This window comes from Pseudidiomarina fusca, from assembly GCF_032227045.1.
GTDB classification, from domain to species: domain Bacteria; phylum Pseudomonadota; class Gammaproteobacteria; order Enterobacterales; family Alteromonadaceae; genus Pseudidiomarina; species Pseudidiomarina fusca.
The window spans coordinates 61,038-82,322 of record NZ_JANFPJ010000013.1 but is presented as its reverse complement, the minus strand read 5'-3'; the positions used below and the strand labels follow the sequence as shown (position 1 = coordinate 82,322).

Genomic DNA, 21,285 nt, shown 5'->3' with positions numbered 1-21,285 from the left:
GCTCCTTTGCTTACTAAGATTTAAAGGTTAAATGGCCGCCTAGCACAAAACGCGAACCTGGATGGGTTAGCACGGCATAAGTGACAATACCCGCATGACTCCAGGTACGGCGAATAATCCGTAGGCACGGCTCTGGCTTGCTTAAGCGCAACCATTCACACAATTGTGCACTAGGGCTAACCGCTTCAATTTGGTGGCTAGCTTCGGTTAGCGGTGATTCCGCACTCAAATATTCATGCGGGGTGAGCTTGGTAAAATCTTGTTTGAGGTAGTGCGTGGCCATGGAAGGGTTCACGTAACGCTCTTCTACCTGCACCGGCACCCCGTCTTCTAGATGAGTGATGACCGAGAAAAAGACTTTGCTGGCTACCGGTACTTGCAGAAACTCCGCGACTTGCGGGCTAGCCGGTTGAGCTTTAAGTGTGTGCACAATAGCTTGATGCTGGTGGCCGCGATTGGCAATTTCATCGGCAATATTGCGTATAGCCATAAAGGATGTTTGCGACTTTAGCGGCGCCACATAGGTACCAGAGCCTTTGTTGCGCAACACCAAGCCCTCATCCGCCAGTTCTTGCAGGGCACGCCGCGCGGTCATGCGACTCACGTTAAATTGCTGTGCTAAGGCATTTTCTGAGCTTACCAGATGATTTTCAGGCCACTCTCCAGAGGCTATTTTTTGATACAGATGTTGTTTAATAACCGAGAACTTTGCCATGCCTCTACACTTTAAGATTTATTAAATTGTGCTAGAGTGTAGGCAAGCTTAATTGTATATACAAGTAGCAAAGGGAAAATTCATGTCAGCTTCCACCCTGCAAGCCATCCACAATGTCCGTTTAGCCACCATGCAAGGCGATGGCTACGGTCTTATTGAACAAGGCCTGATTGTGTTTAACGCTAGCGGAATTCAGTATGCTGGTGAGCATCTCAGTCATGCCGAAGGAGGCCCTGATCTAAGCCAAGTAGAATTGCTTGACGGTGGCGGCGGCTTGGTTACCCCCGGCCTGATTGACTGCCATACTCATTTAGTTTGGGCAGGCTCGCGCGCTAATGAGTTTGCCCAGCGTTTGCATGGCGCTAGCTACGCTGATATCGCTGCTCAAGGCGGCGGTATTGCAGCTACCGTTGCCGCCACTCGAGCGGCAAGCCTTGAGCAAATAATCGCGCTGAGCCAACCACGCTTAGAGGCGTTGATGCGTGAAGGCGTTACTACCATCGAGATCAAGTCTGGCTATGGCCTCAGCTATGAGCATGAGCGGAAACAGCTATTAGCGGCTAGAGCCTTAGCCGATAACAATCCAGTGTCGGTGGTAACCACTTTGCTCGCGGCCCATGCCTTACCACCTGAATATCAACAGCAGCCTGATGCATACATCGACCTCATTGTAGAGCAGATTCTACCGCAAATAGCAGCCGAGGGATTAGCCGACGCAGTGGATGCTTTTTGTGAGAAGGTGGGCTTTACCACGGTTCAAACTGAGCGCGTGTTTGCTGCAGCCAAAGCGCTAAATCTGCCGGTTAAATTACATGCAGAGCAACTCAGTAACCAAGCAGGGAGCCAATTAGCCGCGCGTTATCAGGCGTTATCTTGTGACCACCTCGAATATCTCGACGAAGCTGGCGTCGCGGCCATGGCGGCGAGTAATACCGTTGCGGTGTTGTTACCCGGAGCTTATTACTTTTTGCGGGAACAACAATTACCGCCATTAGCATTGTTGCGTGAGTACCAGGTACCTATTGCCTTAGCAACGGATGCCAACCCAGGCACTTCGCCTATTTTTAGTTTGTTATTGATGTTGCAGATGGGCGCGACATTGTTTCGGCTAACCCCAGAAGAGTGTTTACGTGGAGTAACGGTGGCGGCCGCACAAGCACTGGGGCTTCACGACCGCGGTCAATTAAAAGCTGGAATGCGGGCTGATCTATGCTGGTGGGACTGTGCCGACCCAGCCACACTTAGCTATCAGTTTGGCCTGCAGCAATTGCGTGGTTGCTGGCATCAAGGTCAACGCCGATAAAAGCCAGCATTAATTCGCTGAGTAGTTGCCCGCACACCATGTCTCCCACAGCCTGTCCGGCGGGGTGTAAGCTGGGTGCGGCTTCCGCTAAATGCAGGTATGCGGCACGGGGTAACTGCGCCAATTGTGCGACAAACTGACAGGCCTGCGCCGCACTCACGCCTAAATAATTTATCGCACTTGCAGGCGCACCTTGAATCGCATCAATATCCACTTCTATGCCTAACGGCAGTTGCCCCTGCGCTTGCTGCGCTAGTTGCGCTGACCACAGCGGTTGCCAACCGTGCTGGTAAATGGCTTGAATACTGCTGTAGCTAAACCCAGCAGCAGTTAATGCTTGCAGGCTGGCGGCATTGTTCTTAGCTAGGTGTAGCCCCATCACATGGTAATGTTGTAACACCCCAGCCGCATGTGCATAAGAAAAACCATTACCGCTATGGCGCCCTTCTAAAGCACGAAAATCAGCATGGGGATCTAAATTAATGGCAGCAACAGGGCTAGCTTTGGCAGTGGCTAATGATTGTAATAACGGATAGGCATTATTATGTCCGCCACCGATTAAAATCACCCGAAAACCTTGGCTAAAGAGCGGCGTCAACACAGCGCTTAGGCGACTATCAAGCTCGGCACACAGCTGCCTTAATTGGGCCAATTGTGACGGTTCAGTTACCTCAAGCTGGTTCGCTTGTTGCTGTAAATCATCACAAGCTAAAGCGCCTAGCATCAGTATCTGATCCGTTACTAGGTGGGCGTTAGCTTGTAAATTGAGCCAGCTTTTTAGGGCGGCATGAAAGCCATGTTCAGCACCCCCTCGGCCTAAGTTGGCACGCGGGCCAATACCTTCAGGCACGCCAATAATCGCGATTCTTTGGCCTTGCTGCCAAGCATGGGCGAGGGCCTTGTTATAAGCAGGGATATCAGCAACAGGTGGTAACCAAGTGAGCACTTGGCCCAAGCGAGTTTCACCGCTACGAGGGGTAAACCACGTAGCGGTGGGTAGGGCTTCAAACAACATAGGTTATTCGATATCGAGAGGTTCTGGAGAAATAATCACGCCGGTACTATCAGCATAAAGATGGTCTTCAGGTAAGAAGGTTACCCCACCAAAGTTCACTGCTGTGTCGACTTCACCAACGCCTTCACTGATGGCTCCAACCGGAATAGAAGCGACTGCCATAATGCCCATATCAAGCTCGTCTAGAGCTTCAACATCGCGCACTGCGCCATAGCAAACAATACCTTCCCAGTCGTTATCAAAGGCTAATTCAGCGATAGCAATATCAATCAATGCACGTCGATTAGAACCGCCGCCATCAATTAAAAGTACTTTGCCAGTGCCTTGCTGCTGTACGACTTCTTCAATCACGCCTTTATCTTCAAAGCACTTGATGGTGACTAACTGACCACCAAAACTGATGCGCCCGCCATAATGAATAAACATGGGCTCGACCACATCAATCATGTCCGGATATAAATCGCAAAGTTCTGAAGTATTGTATTCCATGGCCATTCCCCTACTCTCTGTGCTGGCAACCTACCTGCGGGCTTGCAGGTAGGCACCGATGCGTTAACTTTGCACAGTATAGCGGGTAAACGGCCTAGGCAAAAGCAAGGCTTTACTGCGTTAGCTCAAGCGCTTACAGAATAAAGCGACTTAAGTCTTCGTCTTGTGCTAATTGGCCCACATGTTGCTCGACATAGGCAGCATCAATTTCAATTCTCTGCCCATGTAAGTCACTGGCTTTAAAAGATATTTCTTCCATCAAACGCTCCAGCACTGTGTGCAAACGACGCGCCCCAATATTTTCCGTGGTTTCGTTCACATGAAACGCTGTTTCAGCAATCCGAGCAATCCCATCTGCGGTAAATTCAATATCTACCCCTTCGGTTGCCATCAAAGCCTTGTACTGGGTAGTTAAAGAGGCATTCGGCTCGGTCAGAATGCGCACAAAGTCACCGCTGGTTAGCGCATTAAGCTCAACTCGAATAGGTAACCGACCTTGCAGCTCAGGAATCAGATCTGATGGCTTAGACATCTGAAAAGCACCTGAAGCAATGAACAAGATATGGTCGGTTTTTACCATGCCGTGCTTGGTTGATACTGTGGTGCCTTCTACGAGTGGAAGCAAATCGCGTTGTACGCCTTCGCGACTTACATCTGGGCCCGAGACATCACCGCGCTTACAGATCTTGTCCACTTCGTCTAAGAACACAATGCCATTTTGCTCAACCGACTGCAGCGCCTGCTCCTTGATTTCTTCAGGGTTTAGCATTTTCGCCGCTTCTTCTTCAATCAGGTGCTTGAAGGCGTCTTTGATCTTCAGCTTCTTCGGTTTTGCTTTGCCGCTACCTAGGTTTTGGAACATGCTCTGCAATTGCGAGGTCATTTCTTCCATTCCTGGTGGCGCCATAATTTCTACGCCCATTTGCGGCGCGCTTAACTCAATCTCAATTTCTTTATCATCAAGCTGACCTTCGCGAAGCTTTTTGCGGAATACTTGGCGAGTATTACTGCTATCACGCTCTGGCTCGGCTTCGTCAGCCCAACCGGTCTTTTTAGCGGGTGGCAATAGCGCGTCGAGAATACGTTCTTCAGCGGCTTCTTCAGCTCGGAAACGTACTTTTTGCATCATCTGTTCACGTGTTTGCTTCACTGCTGTATCAGTAAGATCGCGAATGATAGACTCCACTTCTTTACCAACATAGCCAACTTCAGTGAATTTAGTGGCTTCTACTTTGATAAAAGGAGCATTGGCTAACTTAGCTAACCGCCGTGCGATTTCAGTTTTGCCCACCCCGGTTGGCCCTATCATCAAAATATTCTTTGGGGTCACTTCAGGACGCAATTCATCACTTAACTGCATCCGTCGCCATCTGTTACGTAGCGCTACTGCGACTGCTTTTTTGGCATTGTCTTGGCCAATAATATGACGGTTAAGTTCGTCAACAATTTCACGTGGGGTCATATCAGACATTGGCTACCGACTCCTGCTCTTCGATGGTTTGGAAACTATTAGTAAAGACACAGATATCACCTGCGATAGTGAGCGCTTTCTCAACAATCTCCCGCGCGCTTAAATCGGTGTTTTCGAGTAGTGCCGTGGCTGCTGACTGGGCAAACGGCCCGCCTGAACCAATCGCAATGAGATCATGCTCGGGTTGCACTACATCACCATTACCAGTGATGATCAGTGACGTATGCTTGTCAGCCACGGCCAACAGCGCCTCGAGTCGGCGTAGAGCACGGTCGGTACGCCAATCTTTGGCAAGCTCAACAGCAGCGCGCATGAGGTTGCCCTGATGCACCTCAAGTTTCTTTTCAAAACGTTCAAATAGGGTGAAAGCATCCGCAGTACCGCCAGCAAACCCAGCCAATACTTGACCGTTGTATAGCCGTCTTACTTTGCGTGCATTGCCTTTCATTACGGTGTTGCCAAGTGAAACTTGGCCATCGCCACCGATGACAACTTTGTCACCGCGGCGGACAGATACGATAGTAGTCACAATTCGTCCTCTTGGTTGCTATGAACCAGTTATGAGGACGAATTTGTGAAATTCAATAGGTAGGTTATTCCCAATTCCAAATCATGCAATTGTGAATGCGGGCACGTTCTAGTTTGTGGCGCTCGGCTTCGGCTTCGCGTTTTGTTGCGTAAGGCCCTAGAATCACTCGATGCCAGGTGCCAGTTTGACCTTCGGTAGTACGGACTTGCGACTCTAAGCCGGCCATCGCAATTTGCGCACGCAAGCGCTCTGCATCGGCCAATTGCCGAAACGAACCGCATTGCATCACTTTCGGTGGGCCCACCTCACGTTCTGGCACATCCACAATCACTTCTTGGTTTTCTAGCTCGTCAATATACTCCCAGCGCTCTTGCGGTAACTCTGGCAGTTCATTGATGGATTGTGGCACCGTCGCTGGCACAGGCTCGGGCTGTGACGGACTGACCGCTGGTTGCTGATGGCGTTTACCGGCAATAGTAACCAAACCCCACACGAACAAGCCAACCAGTACCAGAGCTAACACCACAATGCGCCAAGGCACAGCGCGTTGAGCTGAGGCCTTTTTTGCGGCTGGCTTTTTCTTTACCGGTGGCCGTTTGGGTGGACGCTTACGATTGGCGTAATCCATGCTTACATCTTCTCAAGTGTATGAATACCCAATAACTGCAACCCTTGGCGTAACGTTTTGGCAGTTAAAGCGGCTAACTTCAAGCGACTTTGACGCAGCGCTTGGTCGTCTTGCTGTAAAATCGGACAGGCTTCATAGAAACTTGAGAATTTACCCGCCAACTCAAACAGATAGCCACATAAGAAGTGTGGCATGGCTTTATCTGCAACTTGCTGCACCACTTCGTTAAAGCGAACTAATAAGTTGGCTAACTCCAGTTCACGCTCATCATTTAAGACAAACTCGCCACTCACTTCTGCCGGATTGATCTGGGCCTTGTTAAAAATACTGACCACCCGCGTGTAAGCATACAGCAGATAAGGCGCAGTATTGCCTTCAAAGCTAAGCATGGTGTCCCAATCAAAAATGTAATCGCTGGTGCGATTCTTTGATAAGTCCGCGTATTTTACTGAGCTGATACCGACCACTTTAGCTACGTGCTCTTGCTCGCCGGCAGTTAAATCTGAATTTTTCTGCTGCACCAGTTCTAGCGCGCGTTTTTCTGCCTCGTCAAGCAAATCTGCTAACTTGGTGACACCACCGTCACGACTCTTATACGGGCGCCCATCTTTACCCATCACGGTACCGAATCCGTAGTGGTCCATTTGCAAATCAGCCCGGGCAAAGCCGGCTTTTTTAGCTAGGGTAAAGATCTGCTGAAAGTGTAAGCCTTGGCGTTGGTCAACAAAGTACATCAAATGATCGCCATGCAACACATTCTGGCGGTAGCGTACTGCTGCCAAATCGGTGGTTGCATACAAGTAGCCGCCACCCGATTTTTGTACGATAACCGGTAGCGCTTCACCATCTTTATTCTTAAATTCGTCTAGGAAGACACATTGTGCACCTTGGTCTTCAACTAACAGACCTTGTGCTTTTAAATCTTCGATGACTTGCGGCAGATCATCATTGTAAGCACTCTCCGCCATCACATCAGCTCGTGTAAGCGCAACGCCTAAACGGTCGTAAACTTCTTGGCAGTGGCTTAACGACACATCGATAAACTGTTGCCATAACTGACGGCAGCGCGCCTCACCCGATTGCAGCGCAACCACCAGCTCGCGCGCGCGGTTAGCAAATTCAGGGCTGTCATCAAAACGTTTCTTGGCCGCCTTATAAAAGGTCTCCAGATTACTAAGCTGCATGTCTAACTCAGCATCACCTAGTTCTTCCATGTGCGCTAATAGCATCCCGAACTGGGTACCCCAATCGCCCACATGATTCTGTCGTACCACCTTGTGGCCCAGCAATTCTTGTACCCGCGCCACAGCGTCACCGATGATAGCTGAACGCAAATGGCCAACGTGCATTTCTTTGGCGAGGTTAGGCGATGAATAATCAATCACGATGGTTTTTGCCGCCGGGGCCGCTTGAATCCCCGTAGTTGCACTAGCTAAAGCGTGCTCCAATTGATCAATCAGCTGCTGTTGGCTCAGGGTGAAATTGATAAATCCTGGCCCTGCGATATCCGCTTGAGCTAACCAATCAACCTTAGGCAAGGCTGCTATCAACGCCTCGGCTAGGGCGCGCGGGTTCATTCCCGCCGGCTTGGCCAAGGTCAGAGCTAAGTTGGTGGCAAAATCGCCATGGCTTTTATCGCGGGGGCGGTCGAGCAGAATGCGTGGTTGCACATCGGCTGGTAGCACGCCCTGTTGCTGTAAATCAGCAATCGCGGTGGCAAGAATTTGTTCCAACTGTTCTTTCATTGATATGGCCTTAAAAACAAAGAGTGAAAAGCAAAAAATATCTTGCCGCATTTTACGCTGTTGGGGGCAGAAAAAAAACCGCTAGGTGAAGTCTTGTGGGTCGACATCTAACGACCAGCGCACTTTGCGCAGTTCGGCGCGCTGCTCTAATTGAGGCAAAACATGACGCAGCACTTGCGCACGAAGCCCACGCTGTTGAAATTGCAGCAATAATTGAAACCGGTGGCGACCTGCTCGGCGTTCCAGTAACGCTGGTAATGGCCCTAACACACTGATGTCAGCAATCTCGTTAAAGTAGCTGGCAATAAATTCCAGTGCCGCGACGGCTGCAGTCGCATGCTGAGCTTCTGCCCGAAACAATGCTTGATAGGAAAATGGCGGCAACTGGGTAAGCTGACGCTCATGCAGCGCCGTCCGCGCAAAATGCCCGTAGCCATTATTGACCAAGTCTTGTACGAGCTCGTGCTCCGGATGATGGGTTTGCAGCACCACTAAGCCTTGTTTACTAGCCCGCCCGGCCCGACCTGCTACCTGGGTATAGAGTTGGCCTAGGCGTTCGGCTGCACGATAATCGGCACTGTATAAAGCGGCATCAACATCTAGCAAAGCAACCAAGGTTACTTCAGGAAAATGATGTCCTTTGGCTAGCATTTGGGTGCCCACTAAAATCTGATACTTATTAGCGCGCGCATCTTCTAAGTACTTCGCTAAACTACCTTTGTGGCGAGTACTGTCACGGTCGATACGCAGCACTGGATACGCTGGGAACAACTCAGTGAGCGTTTGTTCCAATTGTTCAGTACCAACCCCGCGGCCTACTAATTGCGTTGAACCACAGTCGTGACATTGCTGCGGCAGGCGTTGCGTGGCCCCGCAATGATGGCAATGTAGCTGTTTATCCCCTTGATGGACAGTGTAATAAGCATCACAGCGGCGACATTGGGCTAGCCAACCGCATTCATGACAAAGCAGTGCCGGTGCATAACCGCGCCGATTTAAAAACAGTAGTACCTGTTGTCCTGCAGCTAGTTGTTGCTCAATGAGGCTAATCAAAGGTTTGGATAAACCAGCCTTAAGTGGCTGATTTTTCATGTCGATGACGACGTGCTTGGCAGGTTTAGCCAAGCCAGCTCGCTCGGTTAGTTGTAAATAGCCGTAACGCCCCTGTAAGGCATTATTGAGAGTTTCGAACGAGGGAGTCGCTGAACCTAGAATCACCGGCACCTGCTCTAATTGAGCGCGCACCACGGCAAGATCGCGAGCATGATAGCGAAAGCCGTCTTGCTGCTTTAGCGAGTTATCATGTTCTTCATCGACCAAGATCATGCCTAACTTGGCGCAGGGCGTGAAAATAGCCGAACGGGTACCAATGATGATGGCAGCGCTACCCGCGCGCGCATCTAACCAAGCATCCAAACGCTCGCGGTCAGTCAGCGCTGAATGCAACATCACCACAGGGACGTCAAAACGTTGTTGAAAACGCCGTAAGGTTTGCGGTGTCAGCCCAATTTCAGGCACCAGCATCAGCACTTGTTTGCCCTCTCGCAACACTTGCGCCATCGCTTGCAGGTACACTTCGGTTTTACCACTGCCGGTAATGCCTTCCAGCAAATAAGGCCGCGGCTGCGTTGCCGCAGCAATAGCCGCAACCGCAAGGGCCTGCTCAGGATTTAACTGCAATGGCTCGGCAGCAATCTTAAAGCCCCACTGCGTATCGGCTGCGGGCACATGAGTTACAGCCTCAACCCAACCTTTGCTTTGTAGGGCTTTGAGGGCGCTTGCTGAAAACTCTTCAATGCGAATATCGCGTGCTAACAACGCACGCTGCTGCAGGGTAGCCAACAATCGTTGCTGCTGTGGAGCGCGCTGCAATGGTGCTAACTCTTGTGCGGCTCCAGCGTTAGTCACTTGGTAGAGGGTGGTTGCTTGATAAGAGGCACCTTCACCTTGGCGCAGTAAAGCAGGCAAGGCATGTTGCAATACATCGCCGAGTGGATGCTGATAGTAATCAGCGGCAAAGGTCAGCATCTGCCACAGGTGCTCAGGCCACAAGGATTGCTCGTCAAGCACCTCGAGCACGGCTTTGCGCTGGTAGGGCTGCGGCTGCTCTGCGGCACCAATACAAATTCCGACCATCACGCGCTTACCAAACGGCACCCGTACCCGCGCCCCTCGCGCTGGCAAGGTGCTACAGTCATAGTCGAATAGGCGCAGCAAGGGTACCGGCAGCGCAACTTGAATTACCTGAGTCATAGTTCCAGTTTACCTGAGCGCAGGCCTCGGGTTAAAGCTTTATCGGCTACTTTACTAAGCGCCAAACATCCGTTACAATTCGCGCCCTAATTTTGAGCGATTGGATAATAATCCATCGTATTGTGTATTGATGAATTTGCATGGTGCTCGGCAGCAGATCGGGTGGCGATGCAGCCTAACTGAGGTAACCCCCATGAAAGAAGGTATTCACCCTAATTACAGCGCAATGAAAGTAACTTGTGCATGTGGCCACTCGTTCACCACCAACTCAACCAAAGGCGGTGAGTTGCACTTAGACGTATGTTCAGAGTGTCACCCGTTCTACACTGGTAAGCAACGTATCATGGATACCGGTGGTCGTATTGAGAAGTTCAACAAGCGTTTCAGCGTGTTGGGCGGCAAGAAGTAAGCTGTTTTCAAGCTCTTCTAGCGAGATTTGCAGAAAAGGCGCCGAAAGCCGCCTTTTTTGTTTGAATATAGTCTTTAGCCATTGTTTTATAAAGATTTTGATATGGTGCTAATTTAAGCACCTGTACTTTCTACCTGTTGTATCATCCCGCTGTTTGCCTCGTCACGAATAGTTTAATCTCACCTTATATCGACCCAACCATCGCTGCTCTTGGTTATTCAATATCGCCCGCTCAACCGCCTAACTGAACTTGTTATGAGGTATGACATGTTGAAAAAATCATTGCATCTAACCCATCAATTATTCATCATCGTTATATTCTTTATAACCCCTGTTAAATTGGCGATAGCCCAAGGTGCATAACAACCATGACCGACTTTCGTAAACAGGCTTTGGATTATCATGCGTATCCAACGCCAGGTAAAATCAGTATTGAACTCACAAAACCAGCCGCAACCAGTAAAGATTTAGCGCTAGCCTATAGTCCCGGCGTTGCTGAACCTGTGCGTGCTATCGCTGAAAACCCTGATGATGTTTACAAATACACAGCTAAAGGCAACATGGTCGCTGTTATCTCAAATGGTACCGCTATTCTCGGATTAGGTAACTTGGGGCCGATGGCATCTAAGCCCGTAATGGAAGGTAAGGCTCTATTATTCAAGCGTTTTGCTGGCTTAGACTCGATTGATATTGAAGTCACCCACCGTACCACCCAAGACTTTATCAATACCGTTGCCAATATTGCTGACAGTTTTGGTGGGGTAAACCTCGAAGATATCAAGGCTCCAGAATGCTTTGAAATCGAACAAGCCTTAATTGAACGTTGTGATGTGCCGATTTTCCATGATGATCAGCATGGCACCGCTATCGTAACCGCAGCAGGTTTGCTCAATGCGTTAGAAATTCAGGGCAAAGAATTACGTAAAGCACAAATCGTGTGTCTAGGTGCTGGCGCCGCCGCTATTGCCTGTATGGAGTTGCTGATAAAATGCGGCGCGCAACGTGAGCATATCTATATGCTCGATTCAAAAGGCGTGATTCATACGCGCCGTGAAGACTTAAACGAATACAAAGCCCTATTCGCCAACAACACCGATAAACGTACGTTAGCTGAAGTGATTACCGAGGCCGATGTCTTTGTTGGGGTATCGGGTCCGAATCTGTTACCGCCCGATGCGTTAAAATTGATGGCCGCTAAGCCTATTGTCTTTGCTTGTTCTAATCCAGATCCTGAAATTAAACCTGAGTTAGCTGTTGCTGTGCGTGATGATCTGATCATGGCAACTGGGCGTTCAGATTATCCAAACCAAGTGAATAACGTACTCTGTTTTCCGTTCATTTTTAGGGGCGCTTTAGATGTGCGTGCGCGAGCTATCAATGACGAGATGAAGCTAGCCGCTGTCGAAGCCATTCGCCAATTAGCCAAAGAGCCTGTGCCAACTGCGGTTCTTGAAGCGGCAGGGGTTGATAAACTTGAGTTTGGGCCTGATTACATCATCCCCAAACCGCTCGACCCTCGGTTACGCACACGGGTTTCTAAAGCCGTTGCAGAAGCCGCCATAGCGTCAGGCGCTGCACGGATTAAACTACCGAAAAATTACATGCAGGAATAATTCAATAAGCAATATATTTATGCTTGTTTAATGAATTTTTATTCACTATACTTACGCCATTGTTAACTGCGTAACGTATGATTGTGGATGAACCAGAGTAAATTAATTCCTTGTGCTGTATTTGGGGCCAGCGGCTATAGCGGTGTTGAACTGGTATGGCTGCTGCATAATCACCCGCAATTTAACGTTGCCTACGGGTTTACCTCTAGCGCACGTCCCGCAGAACCTATCGCTGCTTTGTATCCGCAACTAGCCGGACGCTGTGACCTGATTCTGCAACCTTGGCATCCCAACTTGTTAGGCGCTGTCGCCCAGCAAGTTCGGGTTGCTTTTTTAGCGCTCCCTCATCAAGCCAGTGCCGAACTTGCGCCGTTATTAATCAAGGCAGGCATGACTGTGTTTGATTTATCTGGCGCTTTTCGGTTACAAGATGCTAAGCAGCATCAAGCGGCCTATGGCTTTAAACAGCCGCACTTAGCCCAGCCAGTTCCTTATGGCTTAGCCGAATGGGTTGACTTACAAGGTGACGAGCCGCTTATCGCCGTGCCTGGCTGCTATCCTACCGCGGCAGCAACTGCACTGATGCCAGTACGCACCATGCTCAAGCCAGATAGTGCTCCTATTGTAAATGCTGTTAGTGGCGTTTCAGGTGCAGGACGCGCAGCTCAAGCTCATACCAGCTTCTGTGAAGTAAGCTTGCAAGCCTATGCTATTGGTACTCACCGCCACCAAGCTGAAATGGCCCAAACGTTGGGCTGCGAGCTTCTATTCGTGCCGCATTTAGGCTCGTTCAAACGGGGTATTCTGGCGACTGTGTACGCCCAGTTAGCCGCCGGCGTAAGCGCACATCAAGTGCAGCAAGCCTTCCATCAAGCCTATGCCGACCAGCCTCTAGTGCGAATTTGCCAAACCCCACCCAAGCTGGCGCAAGTAGTGGGCACGCCTTATGTGGATGTGCACGTTACTGTGATAGGTAGCCAACTGGTGGTGTCTGTTGCTCTGGATAACTTACAAAAAGGAGCCGCTGCACAAGCTGTACAATTAGCTAATCAATACATTGGCTTACCCACTGAGTGTGGCTTACTGCATGCTGGAGCTGTGATATGAGTGTGCCACTCGTAATCAAATTAGGCGGCCGCGTGGTCACTGATAACGACTGCTTGCAGCAATTGTTCAGCACAGTTACACGGCTTGCGGCACTACGGCCGTTGGTGCTGGTTCACGGCGGCGGCGACCAAGTACAAAGCTTATTGCAACAGCTTGGCCAGAGCAGCCACAAAGTAGATGGGCAACGGATCACGCCTGCCGCCCATATGCCGATTGTGGCGGGAGTCTTAGCCGGTGATATCAATACCCAATTGTGCGCAGTAGCGCAGCAATATCAATTGCTTGCGGTAGGTTTAACCCTAGCCGCTGGCGGCACCGTACAGTGCAGCCAAGACACCAGCCGGGGCGCGGTTGGAATTCCTAGCCCGGGCTCAGCGCAACTGCTAGAAAGTCTGATTGAACAAAATTATTTACCCATTGTGAGCTCCATTGGGGTGAGTGCAGCGGGCGAGCGGCTAAACGTGAATGCCGACCTTGCTGCTGCAGCGATTGCCCAAGTGTTACATGCGGATCTTATTTTACTGACCGACGTGCCTGGCATTCTTGATCAGCACGGTCAACTCATCGATACCATTCACGCCGACCAAGCTCCTGACCTGATTGCCAGTGGTGTCATCAAAGACGGGATGGTGGTGAAACTACAAGCAGCATTGCAAGCTGCACACGCCTCGCGACGAAGCATCGCGGTGGCCGGCTGGCAAGATGCCAACGCGCTCACCCGTTTGGCTAAGGGTGAATCCGCCGGAACCCGCGTTAGATATTAAGCCGACGCTATCCATCTGATTACTTACTGGAATTTACTATGCATGATTTATTAGCTATGCGCGATTTAAGCAGCGCACAGGTTACTCATTTATTGGAGTTGGCGCAGACCATCAAACAGCGTCCGAGCGCTTGGCAGCAAACCCTACAAGGCAAAAGTATTGCGTTGTTGTTTGAAAAGCCGTCATTACGCACCCGCGCCAGCTTTGCCGCAGGTATTCATCGGTTAGGTGGCCATAGTATCTACCTTGATGCTGCGCAATTGATGGGAGTACGCGAGCCGGCCAGTGATGTTGGCGCTAATTTGGCACTTTGGCACGATGCTATTGTAGCACGGGTTTACGCTCAGGCGACCTTGGTAGAACTTGCCGCCGCATCTGATAAACCCATCGTGAATGCTCTTAGTGATGAGTGCCATCCCTGTCAGGCATTAGCGGATCTGCTCACTTTAAAAGAGCATGCTGGCGAGCTAGCAGACCTTACTCTAACCTATATTGGCGATGGCAATAACGTCTGCCAAGCATTGATGGCTGGCGCTGCCGCTACCGGGATGAACTTGCAAATTGTAACCCCCGCTGATTATCAACCAAACCCAGCTTTGGTGGCCTTAGCGCAACAGCAGGCACAAACCACGGGCAGCCAGATCAGCTTGCATACCCAGATCACGGAGCTGCAACAAACCGATGCTATTTATACCGATACTTGGTTCTCGATGGGGCAGCAGCGCGATAGTAACGAGGTGATGCATGACTTTGCTAGCTACCAAGTTAATAGCGCGCTGATGAAACAACTAGGAGCGCGCTTCTTTATGCATTGCTTGCCTGCCTATCGCGGTCGTGAGGTTACGGCTGAGGTTATCGATGGGCCACAGAGCTTGGTGCTACACCAAGCGGAAAATCGTTTGTTTGCACAAAACGCCATTCTTGTTGAATTATTTGCTGGAGCTTAATCATGACTGCATCTGTTAAAAAAGTTGTTTTGGCCTACTCTGGTGGTCTTGATACTTCTGCCATTGTGCCTTGGTTAAAAGAAAACTACGACTGTGAGGTAGTAGCATTCGTGGCCGATGTGGGCCAAGGTGAAGATGAGCTAGAAGGCGTTGAAGCAAAAGCTATCGCTTCTGGCGCCAGCAGCTGTCACATTGTTGATTTAAAAGAGCAGTTTGCTCAAGAGGTTATTTACCCGACGCTGAAAACGGGAGCCTTATACGAAAGCCAATACTTATTAGGCACTGCGCTCGCTCGGCCGATTATTGCTGCTGCACAAGTCGCGGTAGCGCGCCAAGTAGGTGCCGACGCACTGGCTCATGGCTGTACCGGCAAAGGTAATGACCAAGTACGCTTTGAATCCGCTTTTGCCGCTCTTGCTCCTGATCTTACCGTGATTGCGCCTTGGCGCGAGTGGAGCATGCGGTCGCGGCCAGATCTCTTGGCCTATCTTGCTGAGCGCAATATTCCGTGTGCGGCTTCAGCGACTAAAATTTACAGTCGTGATGCTAACCTATGGCACATCTCTACCGAAGGCGGTGAATTAGAAGACCCGTGGAACGAGCCATCAGCGCAAGTATGGACTTGGACTGTCGCCCCAGAGCAAGCGCCGGAACAACCAGAATATTTACAGTTAAGCTTTACTGCTGGCAGCCTCACTGCGATTAATGAGCAACCGATTGCGGCAGTAGCGGCAATTGAGCGACTCAATAAAATTGCTGGAGCCCACGGTATTGGCCGCTTAGACATGGTAGAAAACCGGTTGGTTGGGATGAAGTCACGCGGCTGTTATGAAACTCCTGCTGGTACGGTTTTATATGCAGCCCTGCAAGGCCTTGAAAGCTTAGCTCTAGATCGTACCACCCAAGATTATCGGATTCGTTTGGGCAACGAGTTTGCGCAACTTATGTACGATGGCCGCTGGTTTACTCCACTCAAAGATGTGATGTTAGCTGCGGCAGAACAAATTGCGAAGCCTTTAACCGGTGATGTGGTGGTCAAACTCTATAAGGGTACCGTGAGCGTCACGCAAAAACGTTCACCCAACAGCTTGTACTCCAATGCTTTTGCTACGTTTGACGAAGATACTGTTTACAACCAAAAACATGCAGAAGGCTTTATTCGTTTGTACAGCTTAGCTAGTCGTATTCGTTGTTTACACCAAACTGCCGCAGCTGAAGCTGCCGACAAGGAGCAACCATGAGTTTATGGGGCGGGCGTTTTAGCCAAGCCAGTGCCGATGAATTCAAGCAGTTTAATGACTCGCTGCGGTTTGATTATGTACTGGCACCATTTGATATCCAGGCTTCTCGGGCGTGGGCTGAGGCCTTATTGAGTGCAGAGCTGATTAGCTCTGCCGAACAACAACAGCTGGACCAAGCCTTGGCGGACTTAGCGCAGGCGGTAACGGTTGATCCTCAGTTGCCCTTGCAAAGTCAGGCTGAAGACATTCATAGCTGGGTGGAAGGCGAGCTGATCAAGCGGATTGGCGATACCGCGAAGAAGCTTCACACCGGCCGTAGCAGAAATGATTTAGTGGCGACTGATTTACGCTTGTTGTGTAAACAGTTTACCCAGCAACTCATTCGCGAAAACTTAGCCGCTGTGCAGGCTTTGCTCGAATTTGCTAAACGCTATCAAACCAGCTTATTACCGGGCTACACCCACTTGCAACGGGCCCAGCCGATAGTAGCTGGGCACTGGGCTATGGCCTACGTACAGATGCTACAACGTGATGTTAGCCGGCTACGCGATGCTGCCAAGCGGATGGATGTCTGCCCGCTCGGTAGCGGTGCCTTAGCAGGAACAACTGCCGCCATCGATCGGCAGGCGTTGGCGCATGAGCTTGGCTTTCGTCAAGCATGCGAAAATAGCTTAGATGGTGTGTCGGATCGAGATTTCGCCCTAGATTTGCTGCATATCGCTAGCACCGGGATGATGCATTTATCGCGTCTGGCCGAAGATGTCATCTTCTATTGTTCTGGCGAAAGTGGCTGCTTTGCCATGAGCGACCGTATCAGCAGCGGCTCATCGTTAATGCCACAGAAGAAGAACCCAGATTTGTTTGAGTTGTTAAGGGGCAAAACAGGGCGAGTTCTGGGCCATTTACAAGCGCTGTTCATCACCTTGAAAGGCTTGCCATTAGCCTACAACAAAGACATGCAAGAAGATAAAGAAGGCCTGTTTGATGCCCTGCAGACCTATCAGCATTGTCTGGCCATGCTCGCGTTCGCCTTACCTGAGTTATCGGTGAATCAAGACCATGCCGCCCAGCAAGCTTTGTTGGGCTACAGCAATGCGACTGAATTGGCTGATTATATGGTGGCGCAAGGGATTCCGTTTCGGGATGCTCATCACCTTACCGGTAGCTTAGTGCTCTTGGCTCAGCAAGCTGGCGTAGCACTCGAGCAGCTCGATTTAGCCGCCATGCAACAAGTGTGTCCGCAGTTGCAGGCCGATGTCTATCAGGTTCTTGATAGCCAATACGGTTTGCATAAGCGGCAGGCTCTGGGTGGCACCGGGCCAAGCGCCGTTAAACTAGCTATCAAGCACGCCGAAGACTGGTTACATGCGGCCGAAGCGGCAAGTAAACATGTGCGCCAAGCTCGTTTAGCAGACGCCGACAAGATTTGTGAATTGATCGCCTACTGGGCTGAACAAGGTGAAAACTTACCTCGTGACAAAGCGGATGTATTGCAAGCGATTCAGAGCTTTGCCGTAGCAGAAATTAATGATGAAGTGGTAGGCTGCGCAGCACTTTACGTCTACACCACTGGCTTGGCCGAAATTCGTAGCTTAGGATTATTTCCACAAGCGCAAGGTAAGGGGCTGGGAGCAGAATTGGTCGCTTGGTTACTCTGGAAGGCACGTGAGCTTGGGATTAAACGGACCATAGTGCTAACCCGAGTACCTGAGTTCTTTGGCAAGTTGAACTTTAAGCTGACGGTGAAAGATGCGTTACCAGAAAAAGTGATGAAGGACTGCGACATCTGTCCTCGTAAAGAGAACTGTGACGAGACCGCGCTTGAGTATTTATTGAAATAACCAGACTTAACCGCCCCTGCAAGTGACCCGTGGTAGAAGTAGTGCTGCTGCCACGGGTTATTGTTTGGTCGCCGTACTGCGTCACTAACCCGAGCTAATCTTCGTCGTCGTAGAGCTCGTCTACTTCCGGAATAGGTAGGTTACGCCGTTCTAATTCAGCCCGCACTTCGGCAGGAATTTTATGTGGATTATCTTTGCGTAAATCATCATCGGTAGGCAGCGGTTGCCCAGTGAAAGCATGCAAAAAAGCTTCACACAGCAGCTCACTGTTGGTGGCATGGCGTAAGTTCTTGACCTGACGACGAGTTCGCTCATCGGTTAGCACCTTGAGTACCTTGGTAGGAATGGATACCGTAATTTTTTTTACGTGCTCGCTCTTTCTACCGTGTTCCACATACGGGTAAATATACTCACCATCCCATTCCATACCGTACCTATACACCCTGTTCATTGGCTAGGCTGACTGCAACTGCTAATGACAGTCAGCAAACTCAGCAAAATAAAAAGTTAAAAACCTTAAAGCTTGTGGTGAATTGTACTGTGGATATTAAATCAGTCAACTTTATACGTATAGCGGTCTATACTTCTTTATCTGTTCGTTTTAATCTTGCACAGTAAAACTCACGTAAGCACATGCTAGGTTAACCAACTTTATGCATCGCGCGCTTTATTGAATGGGGGCTACCCCCTATAATTATTGTTCATTCATTATCAGCAGACCGCTGCACACAGGAGAACGCACACGCATCATGACGGTTGAGGTTAAAGTTACCCCCGAGCAAATTCAAACCGTGGCCGAGCAAGTTCAGGTTCACAAATTTGGTGGCAGCAGTTTGGCCGATGCCTACTGTTATCGTCGCGTCGCTCGCATTGTTAGCGAATACGCCGGTGCTAGTGATTTAGTCGTAGTGTCTGCTGCGGGCGATACCACCAACCGTATTCTTGCCATTATTGATGCCAAAGCTGATGACCGTGGCGTTGCCGAAGTGCTGCTGAAACAACTTGAAAAATATCAGCAAGGGCTAATCAATGAGCTGCTTAACGGTGACCAACAGCAGCGCGTACTAGAATTATCGCAACATGATTTTAAGCGCTGGTACGGGTGGTTAAACGACCAAGAAGTGATTACCCATAAGCCTGAATTGCTGTCTTACGGCGAGTTATGGAGTGCCCGTTTATTAGCAGCCCTTTTGCAACAGCAAGGGGTCACCGCCGATTACATTGATGCGCGTACTTTCTTGGTAGCTGAAGATGCACCCGAGCCACTGATTCAGGTACCCGTATCTCGTGCTGGCTTGCTCAACCGCATTGCACCTCACCCGGGTACAAGATTTATTGTGACCGGCTTTATTTGTGCCGACCCTAGTGGGCGTTCCTTAATTTTAGGTCGTAACGGCAGTGACTATTCTGCCACCCTCGTTGGTAGCTTAATAGATTCTAAGCAGGTCACTATCTGGAAGGATGTGGCTGGGGTGTACTCAGCGGATCCGCGTAAAGTAGAGCGGGTGGTGAGCCTACCTATTCTAGATTGGCAAGAAGCAGAAGAACTGGCACGGTTAGGTAGCCCGGTGTTACACCCGCGTACCTTCCAGCCGGTTAACCGCGAGCGCATGGTGATTGCGGTGCGCTCTAGTTTGAAGGTAGAGAATCAGCAAACTCGTATCGGCTTATACGAAGATACCGAAGCTAAAGGCAAGGTGTTAACGTCGCTAGCCGACGTGGTGTTGTTTAGAGTTGATTTAAGCGATGCCCAGCTGATTGATAAATTTGAAAATTTAGAACTGACTCCGCTTATTAGCTGGAACGAAGTAGCACAACATCATGCCTATTATGCCTATCACCAAAACCATCTCGACTTTTTACAGCAGTGGTTACTTGAGGTAGATAAAGCGGATCATGTAGTGCAGATGGAAGGCTACTCGATGATTGCCTTGGTAGGTAATCGGATTCAAGAGACGGCCCAGTACAGCACCTTTAAAACCGAGTTAAGCGCACAGAACCTGCGGCGTTTGGCGTTTTCGCCAGATAACAATGCAGTGATTGCTATTTTGGAGCAAAAGCTGGATAACCGCTTACTCAATCGTATTCACAGCCAATTATTTAACTATCGCCGCAGCCTTGGCGTGTTGGTGGTGGGCCGTGGCAACATTGGTAGTGCTTGGTTAGCGCTGTATCGTCGCTTGCGTGAACGTATCAACGAGCAAATGGACGTCCGCATCATCGGGATCCTGAACTCCAAACAAATGTGGTTAGATTACAACGGTCTGGATCTTAATGATTGGGAGCAGCAATTTGATCAATTTGCGCGTCCGTACGAGATGAGTCAGTTGATACCCGAATTACCAAATGCGCCTTATGATGAATTGGTGATGCTGGATTTAACCGATGCTATTGCGGTAGCACAACTGTATCCGAGCTTTTTTGCCAACGGTTTGCACATTATCAGTGCCAATAAGCGCGCGGGTGCTTCAGGCGAATCGCAATACAACGAAATTCGTACCATTCAGCGCGAGTACGAACGTGAATGGTACTACAACACCACCGTCGGTGCTGGCTTACCATTAAATTACGCGCTGAATGATTTACGTAACTCGGGCGATACCATTCGCAGTATTTCGGGTATCTTCTCAGGTACCATGAGTTGGTTGTTTGAGAACTTTAACGCTGAAGTAAATTTCAGCGATTTGGTGCGCGAAGCCAAAGTTCGAGGCCTGAGCGAGCCCGATCCACGCGAAGATTTATCCTGCCAAGATATCATTCGTAAGATGTTGATTTTGGCTCGTGAAATCGGCTTGCGCTTAGACTGGCAAGACATTGATGTCGACAGTCTGTTACCAGAAAGCTTGGCTGATATTTCCTTAGATGAGTTTATGCAGCGTTTACCTGAACTTGATGCTGGCATGCATGGCCTTTATCTTGATGCACAAAAAACCGGCAAGGTACCGCGCTTGTTGGCTAGCTTTGCAGTACAAGATGACGATAGCGTGCGGGCTCGTGTAGGCATTGAGTATATTCCGGAAGGCGATATGCTGGCCAACCTCATTCCGGGCGAAAATATTTTTGTGATTTATACCGATTGGTACCACGAGATGCCGCTAGTTATTAGTGGCCCAGGCGCCGGTAAAGAAGTAACCGCCGGTGGTGTGCAATCTGATTTGAATCAACTGTTAAGTCGCTTGATTAGCCAGCGCTAAGCTAGCAATGACCACAAAAAA

At 49.9% G+C, this 21,285-nt stretch carries 18 protein-coding genes; 9 read left to right on the top strand and 9 right to left on the bottom strand.

Annotated features, from left to right (window positions below; genetic code table 11):
• Positions 1-13: 13 nt before the first annotated feature.
• Complete coding sequence (gene hutC / locus NOG12_RS08175) at positions 14-715, bottom strand: histidine utilization repressor (protein WP_110076975.1); 702 nt, start codon at positions 713-715, stop codon at positions 14-16.
• Between the two features lie 97 nt (positions 716-812).
• On the opposite strand from hutC, the gene hutI reads away from it, so the two are divergent.
• A complete protein-coding gene (gene hutI / locus NOG12_RS08170; protein WP_110076988.1) occupies positions 813-2,018 on the top strand; it encodes an imidazolonepropionase in 1,206 nt (401 codons plus the stop codon).
• On the opposite strand, the gene NOG12_RS08165 is transcribed toward hutI, so the two are convergent.
• The 7 genes from NOG12_RS08165 to priA form a co-directional block, all read right to left on the bottom strand.
• Positions 1,957-3,033, bottom strand: coding sequence for a formimidoylglutamase (locus tag NOG12_RS08165; RefSeq protein ID WP_313932940.1), 1,077 nt, complete (start codon positions 3,031-3,033; stop codon positions 1,957-1,959). The two genes, hutI and NOG12_RS08165, sit on opposite strands and share 62 nt — an antisense overlap.
• Before the next feature lie 3 nt (positions 3,034-3,036).
• Positions 3,037-3,522, bottom strand: coding sequence for a ribonuclease E activity regulator RraA (rraA, locus tag NOG12_RS08160; RefSeq protein WP_313932939.1), 486 nt, complete (start codon positions 3,520-3,522; stop codon positions 3,037-3,039).
• Between the two features lie 133 nt (positions 3,523-3,655).
• Complete coding sequence (hslU, locus tag NOG12_RS08155) at positions 3,656-4,993, bottom strand: HslU--HslV peptidase ATPase subunit (RefSeq protein WP_110076972.1); 1,338 nt, start codon at positions 4,991-4,993, stop codon at positions 3,656-3,658.
• Complete coding sequence (gene hslV, locus NOG12_RS08150; protein WP_110076971.1) at positions 4,986-5,522, bottom strand: ATP-dependent protease subunit HslV; 537 nt, start codon at positions 5,520-5,522, stop codon at positions 4,986-4,988. Before hslV ends, hslU begins: the two co-directional genes overlap by 8 nt.
• 64 nt (positions 5,523-5,586) lie before the next feature.
• Entirely contained in the window at positions 5,587-6,150 is a 564-nt protein-coding gene (locus NOG12_RS08145; RefSeq protein WP_313932938.1) for an SPOR domain-containing protein, read from the bottom strand.
• Positions 6,151-6,152: 2 nt separating this feature from the next.
• Positions 6,153-7,895: an arginine--tRNA ligase gene (gene argS / locus NOG12_RS08140; protein ID WP_313932937.1), complete on the bottom strand. Its 1,743-nt coding sequence runs from the start codon at positions 7,893-7,895 to the stop codon at positions 6,153-6,155.
• An 81-nt stretch (positions 7,896-7,976) separates the two neighbouring features.
• A complete protein-coding gene (gene priA / locus NOG12_RS08135; protein ID WP_313932936.1) occupies positions 7,977-10,148 on the bottom strand; it encodes a primosomal protein N' in 2,172 nt (723 codons plus the stop codon).
• A gap of 193 nt (positions 10,149-10,341) precedes the next feature.
• Here priA and rpmE point away from each other — a divergent pair, with 193 nt between their 5' ends.
• The 7 genes from rpmE (at position 10,342) to argH (ending at position 18,070) form a co-directional block, all read left to right on the top strand.
• Positions 10,342-10,557 carry a 50S ribosomal protein L31 gene (rpmE, locus tag NOG12_RS08130; RefSeq protein ID WP_110076968.1) on the top strand — a complete coding sequence of 72 codons (216 nt, stop codon included), beginning with the start codon at positions 10,342-10,344 and terminating at the stop codon, positions 10,555-10,557.
• 368 nt (positions 10,558-10,925) lie between these two features.
• Positions 10,926-12,170 carry a malic enzyme-like NAD(P)-binding protein gene (locus NOG12_RS08125; protein ID WP_110076426.1) on the top strand — a complete coding sequence of 415 codons (1,245 nt, stop codon included), beginning with the start codon at positions 10,926-10,928 and terminating at the stop codon, positions 12,168-12,170.
• Positions 12,171-12,257: 87 nt separating this feature from the next.
• A complete protein-coding gene (argC, locus tag NOG12_RS08120; protein ID WP_313932935.1) occupies positions 12,258-13,277 on the top strand; it encodes an N-acetyl-gamma-glutamyl-phosphate reductase in 1,020 nt (339 codons plus the stop codon).
• Positions 13,274-14,041 (top strand): acetylglutamate kinase, encoded by a 768-nt coding sequence (gene argB / locus NOG12_RS08115; RefSeq protein WP_313932934.1) that lies wholly within the window; start codon positions 13,274-13,276, stop codon positions 14,039-14,041. The genes argC and argB overlap by 4 nt, the downstream gene beginning before the upstream one ends.
• Before the next feature lie 38 nt (positions 14,042-14,079).
• On the top strand, positions 14,080-14,988 hold the full coding sequence (gene argF / locus NOG12_RS08110) for an ornithine carbamoyltransferase (RefSeq protein ID WP_313932933.1): 909 nt from the start codon (positions 14,080-14,082) through the stop codon (positions 14,986-14,988).
• Between the two features lie 2 nt (positions 14,989-14,990).
• Positions 14,991-16,229 carry an argininosuccinate synthase gene (locus NOG12_RS08105; RefSeq protein WP_313932932.1) on the top strand — a complete coding sequence of 413 codons (1,239 nt, stop codon included), beginning with the start codon at positions 14,991-14,993 and terminating at the stop codon, positions 16,227-16,229.
• Positions 16,226-18,070 (top strand): argininosuccinate lyase, encoded by a 1,845-nt coding sequence (gene argH, locus NOG12_RS08100; protein ID WP_313932931.1) that lies wholly within the window; start codon positions 16,226-16,228, stop codon positions 18,068-18,070. The genes NOG12_RS08105 and argH overlap by 4 nt, the downstream gene beginning before the upstream one ends.
• Positions 18,071-18,164: 94 nt before the next feature.
• Here the strand turns inward: argH and metJ are convergent, their stop codons facing one another.
• Positions 18,165-18,497 carry a met regulon transcriptional regulator MetJ gene (gene metJ / locus NOG12_RS08095; protein WP_313932930.1) on the bottom strand — a complete coding sequence of 111 codons (333 nt, stop codon included), beginning with the start codon at positions 18,495-18,497 and terminating at the stop codon, positions 18,165-18,167.
• 322 nt (positions 18,498-18,819) lie between these two features.
• On the opposite strand from metJ, the gene metL reads away from it, so the two are divergent.
• Complete coding sequence (metL, locus tag NOG12_RS08090) at positions 18,820-21,264, top strand: bifunctional aspartate kinase/homoserine dehydrogenase II (protein ID WP_313932929.1); 2,445 nt, start codon at positions 18,820-18,822, stop codon at positions 21,262-21,264.
• Positions 21,265-21,285: the final 21 nt, after the last annotated feature.